This window comes from Mesorhizobium sp. M7A.F.Ca.CA.002.04.1.1, from assembly GCF_004022805.1.
Classification (GTDB): Bacteria; Pseudomonadota; Alphaproteobacteria; order Rhizobiales; family Rhizobiaceae; genus Mesorhizobium; species Mesorhizobium ciceri.
Genome location: NZ_RZPL01000006.1, coordinates 19,746 through 27,043, shown reverse-complemented (window position 1 = coordinate 27,043; position 7,298 = coordinate 19,746). Strand labels below are relative to the sequence as shown.

8 protein-coding genes and 1 pseudogene are annotated in these 7,298 nt (G+C 58.6%); 1 reads left to right on the top strand and 8 read right to left on the bottom strand.

Annotation, left to right across the window (positions count from 1 at the left end):
* Positions 1 to 248 (top strand): hypothetical protein (locus ENZ75_RS34540; RefSeq protein WP_206518380.1); only part of this gene is annotated, 248 nt, incomplete at its 5' end.
* A 368-nt stretch (positions 249 to 616) separates the two neighbouring features.
* Here the strand turns inward: ENZ75_RS34540 and ENZ75_RS00815 are convergent.
* The 8 genes and pseudogenes from ENZ75_RS00815 to ENZ75_RS00780 all read right to left on the bottom strand — a co-directional run bounded on the left by ENZ75_RS00815 (position 617) and on the right by ENZ75_RS00780 (position 6,572).
* On the bottom strand, positions 617 to 1,630 hold the full coding sequence (locus tag ENZ75_RS00815; RefSeq protein WP_024505903.1) for a 1-aminocyclopropane-1-carboxylate deaminase: 1,014 nt from the start codon (positions 1,628 to 1,630) through the stop codon (positions 617 to 619).
* A gap of 236 nt (positions 1,631 to 1,866) precedes the next feature.
* A complete protein-coding gene (locus tag ENZ75_RS34885; protein WP_127230899.1) occupies positions 1,867 to 2,058 on the bottom strand; it encodes an exopolysaccharide production repressor protein in 192 nt (63 codons plus the stop codon).
* A gap of 79 nt (positions 2,059 to 2,137) precedes the next feature.
* Positions 2,138 to 2,455, bottom strand: coding sequence for a ferredoxin III, nif-specific (gene fdxB / locus ENZ75_RS00805; RefSeq protein ID WP_206521174.1), 318 nt, complete (start codon positions 2,453 to 2,455; stop codon positions 2,138 to 2,140).
* On the bottom strand, positions 2,452 to 2,655 hold the full coding sequence (locus ENZ75_RS00800) for a CCE_0567 family metalloprotein (protein WP_063169367.1): 204 nt from the start codon (positions 2,653 to 2,655) through the stop codon (positions 2,452 to 2,454). Before ENZ75_RS00800 ends, fdxB begins: the two co-directional genes overlap by 4 nt.
* A 46-nt stretch (positions 2,656 to 2,701) precedes the next feature.
* Positions 2,702 to 3,129, bottom strand: a pseudogene (locus ENZ75_RS34880) (DUF269 domain-containing protein).
* A 335-nt stretch (positions 3,130 to 3,464) separates the two neighbouring features.
* Entirely contained in the window at positions 3,465 to 4,610 is a 1,146-nt protein-coding gene (locus ENZ75_RS00790) for a TlpA disulfide reductase family protein (protein WP_128277861.1), read from the bottom strand.
* Positions 4,611 to 4,882: 272 nt separating this feature from the next.
* On the bottom strand, positions 4,883 to 5,260 hold the full coding sequence (locus tag ENZ75_RS00785) for a hypothetical protein (RefSeq protein ID WP_024505270.1): 378 nt from the start codon (positions 5,258 to 5,260) through the stop codon (positions 4,883 to 4,885).
* 13 nt (positions 5,261 to 5,273) lie between these two features.
* Positions 5,274 to 6,572, bottom strand: coding sequence for a SidA/IucD/PvdA family monooxygenase (locus ENZ75_RS00780; RefSeq protein WP_063169368.1), 1,299 nt, complete (start codon positions 6,570 to 6,572; stop codon positions 5,274 to 5,276).
* Positions 6,573 to 7,298 lie beyond the last annotated feature (726 nt).

The window sequence follows — 7,298 nt, the reverse complement described above, 5'->3', positions numbered from 1 at the left end:
CCCATACGCAGTTCCATCTTGGTGTCCAAAGTCATTCCACACCTTTCGTCTCTTTTGTCGCGGAATATTTTCCAGTCAAAATCGGACACGGTCTCGAGGGCATCGCTCCCTCTGGCTTGCTTCAGCGAAGCTCTCACCGTGTTGCCGCACATCAAGCTGCAACGGAGGTGCCAATTCCCTCAGCTCCGGTAAGCGGCGGGAAATGCTTTGAAATTCTCCACGAGGCCAAATGCGGCCGATTGTCGTGAACCCGACATGTCTTCTGCCGCTGTCGGGTTTCGCCCTATCACTCTTGAGAGCTTGGACGGCTCGCCTGTGATTAGACTGGCCTCGGCCCTCGAGCAGTGGCAGTTTGGCGCCAGTTCGAAAGCGCGAACTCGCCGGCTTGGTCCTCGTGCCGCCACCGCCGCGTGTGGATTCTTGCCCCGGAGTCAAAATTCGCCTCGCGGTTGCCAACGGCGGCATGCGCTCAATGCGCGTGGCGTTGAGCACCGACAGCACGTAATGGTACCAATTAGTGGATGCCCGTCGCTGCCTCCACTTCTCCAGCCAAGCGCTCGAACGACGCTACCTACCCACGTTCGAGCGCGACCGCGGAATCGCAGACTGCCGAACGTCAGCCGTTGCGAAAGGTGTAGCCGTACCCGTTGATCGCCGGTGCGCCGCCTAGATGTGCGTAGAGGACCCTCGATCCCTGTGGAAAGAAGCCCCTCTGGACGAGGTCGATCATCCCTTGCATCGATTTGCCCTCGTAAACGGGGTCCGTAATCATGCCCTCGAGCCGCGCGCACAAACGGATTGCCTCTTTGGTTTCCTCCGATGGAACGCCATAACCCGGGTACGCGTAGTCCATGAACAACACCACGTCTGCCTCGACAATTTCCGCTCCGAGGTGGACGAGCTTCGCTGTATTTTGGGCGATGCCAAGCACCTGCGCCTTGGTCTTGGCGGGCATGGCGGAGGCATCGATACCGATCACGTTGCGCTGTCGACCATCCTTGGCGAACCCGACGAGCATGCCGCCGTGGGTTGAACCAGTCACCGTACAGACGACGATATAGTCGAAGGCAAACCCAAGCTGCTCTTCCTGGGCACGCACCTCCTCAGCGAACCCCACATAGCCCAGGCCGCCGTATTTGTGGACAGAGGCGCCGGCAGGTATCGCATATGGCCTGCCGCCCCTTGCCTTGACTTCATAAAGTGCCTTTTCCCAGCTGCGGCGGATGCCGATGTCAAAGCCCTCGTCAACCAGGCGCACCTCTGCCCCCATGATGCGGCTCAAGAGGATATTGCCGACCCGGTCGTAGACAGCATCATCATGTGGGACCCAGCTCTCCTGGACCAGGAGGCATTTCATGCCGATCTTGGCGGCGACCGCAGCGACCATGCGCGTATGGTTGGACTGCACGCCACCGATTGTGACGAGCGTATCGGCATCTGACGCGATCGCGTCGGGCACAATGTATTCGAGCTTGCGCAGCTTGTTTCCGCCGAACGCGAGACCGGAGTTGCAGTCCTCGCGTTTGACGTAGATTTCCACCTTGTCGCCCAGATGCTTGCCGAGGCGGTCGAGCCTCTCGATCGGCGTGGGTCCAAAGGTGAGCGGATAACGTTCGAATTTTTCCAGCATGCTATCTCCAGCAAAAAAGTACCTGAACCTGCTACGCACCGGTCAGCCCAGGGGTATGGTCGCGTGTTAGCCGAACACAGATTCCCTATACGATCAGCTCAGTCATCAGAGGGTGACCAAAATTGGTGTGGGTCTGAGCACTGATCCTGTCATCCGCGCATCAAAGCAGCAGCACATGCTGGGCATTCGACCAAGCCGGGACACAGCTGAAAATTGCATTCCGCAGTTGATCAGAGTCAGACGACTGGTACCCGAGCTTTCCTGTAACCATCGGCATGCTGGCCCCTGTGGCGAGTTCCACGAGCGCGGCTAGAGGACTGCCAGATCAGAAAGAGCACGCGGCCGAAGTAGCCGGCCTGAAGCAGCAGCGAACAGGCCAGCGTCGTGACGACTGCCACACGGAGCGAATCCAAAGCGAAGTAAACCATCGACGCATTGCTGCACAGGACCAGCCCCACGAGCCGACAAAAAGATGAAGTGCACGCCGCTCCCCTGGTTTTCGCCAGATCATGTTGCGAGCTCGTCGGCCGGAACATGCGTCTGGCAGTTCTTGGGGCAGACGCGGCCGCAGGCTCCGCAGCCTATGCAGCGGCCGGCATCATCGACAACCATGATCATGCGATTGAGCTTGCCGTCGAAATCGTCGTCCTCGTCATCGCAGGGGCCGAGGATTTCACCCGCATCATCAACGCCGTGAAGATGCATGACATCGCGCGAGCAGACCTTGAAACAACGGCAGCAGCCGATGCAGGTCTTGCTATCGATGGAGGTCAGGTACGACGGCATCCAAATGGAGCCGTCACGGGTGGTGAATGTGCGCATCATCCTAAATTCTTCATTGAAGCGAGTTCTCTCTTGGCAACATCCAACTCGGCATAAACGGCTTGGGTTTTCTCGGCGACTTCCTGTATGTCGGCCCACTTGCCCGGCAGACCCTCGACAAGGTCCTGCAATGCCATCTTGGCAATAGCTGCACGCAACTGGAGCTTTCGGACTTTCTTCCTCATCTTATCTAGGTCTGACATAGATCCTTCCTGGAACAATGGTTTTGTTGATGCGCTCCATCTCGGGCTAGGCTTCAATGGCTGCAGTCGCATCGTCGACCAGTTTCGTACCGGCCTCAGCAAGTTTGCGGAAAGTCTCGAAGCCGAACCGGTGGACGTCTCGACAGAACGCCCAACCGCCGGAAGCCCCCAGGGGTTTCATTCCAATTATTGGCGACGTCGACACGCCGGAGCGCTCCTCGATCGCAAGCGCTACGGCGGTGTAAACATGTCGAGCCTCCACAGCGCGTCAGGATCGGGATCGCCGCCAAAGGGTACCGCACGTTGCTGTTGCTTGGTGATGATGAACTCGGCCAGCAGCTCGGCATCCGAATGGCCTTCCCATAAGCCGAAGGAATCCTGAGTACGAATGAGCCGCAGGAGGCATTTGACGAACGGGGAAGCAAGGGCCTCGTCGTCATTGTTGACAGCAGGGCCAACCGGTTCATGAGGAATTTCGCTTTTCCCCAATTTCAGTACTCCTCTTGAAGGACGATCTCTTTTTCTGCGATGTGTGGTTCGGGCGCTTGCGTGGGCGGGGAATGGCTTGGGCGAGCCGATCCCACGCAACAGTGTCCCGTGGCCGACCTCGAGCACGTCCACCAATGCGAGACCTTTCACCGCGGCGCGAACGCCTGCGCCGCGGTTCGACCCGAGGTAAACGCAATGGAAATTCCACCTGCCGCAAGCCGCGCACTTTTGCGGCATCGACGTTATTGCTGCGAAGTGCGCCTGGGCGGGCGGATTGGCCAGTGTTCAATTCCAATTGTCAGTCCCTTCGCGATTCTTGCTCAGGAAGTGACTTCGTTTTGAGTTTCGGGTGCCTTCTTTTGCGGAGCCACACAAAGATCCGCGTGACAGGCAGGCTCACCCGTGTAGTTGGCCAGGGCTTGGAGCAACGAGGTGAGGTAGCGCTGTTTGGTTTGGTCCGGCACTGGCTCCGAATGGTCCAGCGATTTGATTGCCACCTCGATCAACTCGATCGCCCGGTCCTTGTTGCCGCTCTCGTAATAATACTGAGCGACCGGAAAGTAACACCCGAATTTAAAGTCTCCATCGCCTTGCGGAGGATTAAGTTCCAGGATCTGTTCGGAGAGCTCCTTGCCCATCGCAAAGCGATCATCATGCGGAAGATGGGAATTGTCCATCGTGGGATCGAAGAGTTGGTTGAGGGCCAAGGCCATCCACGACACCGCGTCGGACGTTTTGTCGATCGCGTCCTCGACCAATTCTCGCATAAGCGGCAAGCCGGTTTTGATGTCGCGCAGCTTGTGAAGCAGAATATCCGCATGAACCCGCCGAAAATCAAAAGAGTCTGGCATCACGGCGAGGCCTTCTTCGATGGCCAATAGTGCCGCTGCCCAATCCTCGTCCTGCATCGCCGGCCCAAGTTTGGCGTATATCGGCTGACTCAGCGACGATTCGCGCACACGCGAGATTCGCTTTGCATCGACGGCTTTCGCTTCATAGCTGCTGCGCCAGCTGCCGTTAAGGACTTTCGGCAAAACGTCATCGAGAGGTGCCGGGTGGCCGATATAAGCGATGTGGCCGTCGCGGTCGACCACGAACGAGGTGGGAATCCCGAACGAAGAGCTGGGATCCATCCAGAGCTTGTTCATTTCGCCAATGTAATCGAACCCGATACGATAATTCAGATTCGGGAACTCCTCGGTCAGCCAGGCATCCACGTTGGTCCGCGCCTCGTCTGCGGTAGGACCCTGTTCGCAGGCGGCAACTCCGACCGCCTCAAATCCGCTGCCTTCATATTTCTCCTGCAGTTCGATCAAATGGGGCATGGCGTCGACACATGGTCCGCACCAAGTCGCCCAAAACTCAACGAGGTAGACCTTGCCGGGCCGAAGGCTCGTGAGGGGCTCGCCACGCAGCCAGTTCTCCACTTTCAGCGCAGGAGCCGGGGACCCCATACGCAGTTCCATCTTGGTGTCCAAAGTCATTCCACACCTTTCGTCTCTTTTGTCGCGGAATATTTTCCAGTCAAAATCGGACACGGTCTCGAGGGCATTGCTCCCTCTCGCTTGCTTCAGCGGAGCTCTCACCGTGTTGCCGCACATCAAGCACGGCAAAGGGCATGCCAACCCTTCTTAGCTTCGGCAAGCGCCGGTACCGCCTTGAATAAGCGAGCCCTAACACGGCCAGCTGACGTTAACCTGAATGTCGGCTTTCGACGGCTCACCTTAGCGGCTGCCGTTTAGGAAGGTGAGAGTTTGGCTGGCCCGCTGGCGATAAGACCGGCTTCGGCGTCCTGGAGTAGTCGCACTTCGGCGATGGGGTCGAAAGTGCGGGAGAGGCTCGGTACCCTTGCAGCCACCGCCGCATGTGGCCCGGCGTCATAATTCGCGTCGCGGTTGCCAACGGCGGCGTTGGGCTCGATCCACGTGGCGTTGAGCCCGACAGCACGTAAAGCTGCATCGTGATTGAATGCCCTTTGCTGTTTCACGCCAAGCAGGAGTCGCGCGACGCTACCTTGCTCAAGCGCGAGCAGAGCGATCTGACGCCGTAGGAATATTGCTCGTCCCGCTTTTGCCGCCAGAGGCGGAAATCTTTCCTGAATGCCACCGCCGATCATCAATATCGACGAATCATATCCCGCTGCCCATTTGTTCGACTCCGAGGTCGGGCCAGCACTCCGTCAAGGGACGGTTGATGAACCCTAGATGCTCGGGATTGGCGCATGGCGCGCGCCGCAGAAGGCTGTCAAGGATGCGGCGCGCTCGCCAGGCCAGCAGCCCAAAGTTCGGATCAGCCAGCCCGCGCTGTCCAAGGCAGGCGTTCTGAACGAAAAGGCGTCGGTCTCGCGGTCCGTCCCAGTACACCGAAAAATCCTCGCCGATGGCGAGCTCATTGCCGATCTGTTCGAGGCGATCTGCGATCGGTTCTAGGAAACCCGGCAGCGGTTTCTCGTACCCGGTGGCCAGGATGACGATATCGGCGGTTACTTCTCCGATGTTGTCCAAGCCGCGTTGCAGCGTGAGCCTGTGCCCTGCTCCGGCATTGATGCAGCGCGACACGTTGCAACTTGGCCGCAATGTGATCTCGCATTGGTGTGGCTCGAGAAAGGCGTGGTGGTAGAGCGCCTGATAGACCGCGCGCAACTTGCTTTCTGAAATGCCCTCGGAGGCAAGCGCGAAACGCCGCAGGAACAGCTGTCGATGCACCTCGCTCATCGCAGCAAAACGATCCGAGAAGCATGGCGTGAACAGCCCGTTTGTGAACGCGTGGTCGTCGAAAGGCATCTCGCGCGTCAAGACCCATGTGATCGCCGCGGGCCGCCGTTCTTTCGGCCGGCCGACAAGGTGCAGTAGCAGCTCGGCTCCCGACTGTCCGCCGCCAACAACGCAGACATGCTTTTTTTGCACCTCAGGATTGATGTGGGCCAACTCAGATGAGTGGAACAGGTTGGGTCCAGTCCAGCCATGAAACTGAGGCGGAATTTGCGCCTGCTTGCCTATGTCGATGACGAGGTTTCTTGCATCAAGGACCGCGTTGTCCGTCCGCACGCGAAACTCGCCGTCAAAGCGGATTTCGCGAACGGCCTCGCCGCCACGGACAAGCGGATTCTTCTGGAACGCCCAGTTGAGATATTGGGCGAACTCGGCTCTAAGCACCCCGTGAAATTGCGCATTGAGGAAATTGTAAAGACGCCCGTTCTCGTGGAGGTAGTTTACGAATGTGTAGGCTGATCGCGGATTGACCAGAGTAACCAGATCCTGGAAGTGGCCGACCTGGAGCTCCGCGCAATCGAAAGCGCTGCCTGGATGTCCTCGGAAATCGACCTCCCGGTCCAGGAACAGTGCCCCTTGCGCAATCTCTTCCTGTATCTGACACGCAAGGCTCAAATTAGATGGTCCAGCACCCACACCAATACAAAAGAGGTCCACTTATCCTTACTCCTCTAGGAGTGTTTTCCAACTCAGCGGCATGTTGACGTCGATTGCCGGGCATTGAGCAATGCGAACCTCACAGGCATGCTTGAGCCGCGGTCCCGACTGAGAGGACAGCAAAAGCGTGTGCCGCCTTCCAGGTCTTGGGCTCAATGTCGGCGGCATCGACAGCGGCGCGGCGTGATCCGAACCCAAGAGCAGAAGGAAAGTGTGTGATGCTGTCGCGCGGCTCTTCCGGATCTTACGGCGGCTTCTAGCGCCGGCCTCCACCCCAGGAGTGGCTGTTTCCCTGCCACGACGGAAGCGGCTCTTTCTTTCGAGGGGCGTAACCATGGATAACGGCTCTTAATGCTTTCGGAGACTCCCATGCATGCGGCGTGCCGGATAAAGACCTGTCAAACCAACGAGTTCGCGCAGTTCCAGCTCGTCTGGAATCCGACATTGTCGCACGCCCGACGATCGGGCAGGGGAAGCTCCGCGGCAGCGGCCCTTGCACACCGCAGGCTGACAGGGACAGCCGCCGATTTGACGCGCGTCCGGGTACTGATAAGGGGCCTTCCAACAGGGTTCGCGCACGAGGCGGGGTCTCCTGGTACACCCGCCCTGTGGCTTGGCTGCGGTCTGCTGCAGCCGTTCGTCTTTACTGCCCGTTGCGGACGATCTCGCACGAGTTGGTTCACGAGAGCGTCGTGAAGCAGTCGAGGCGTCCGGTTTGGCTCTGAC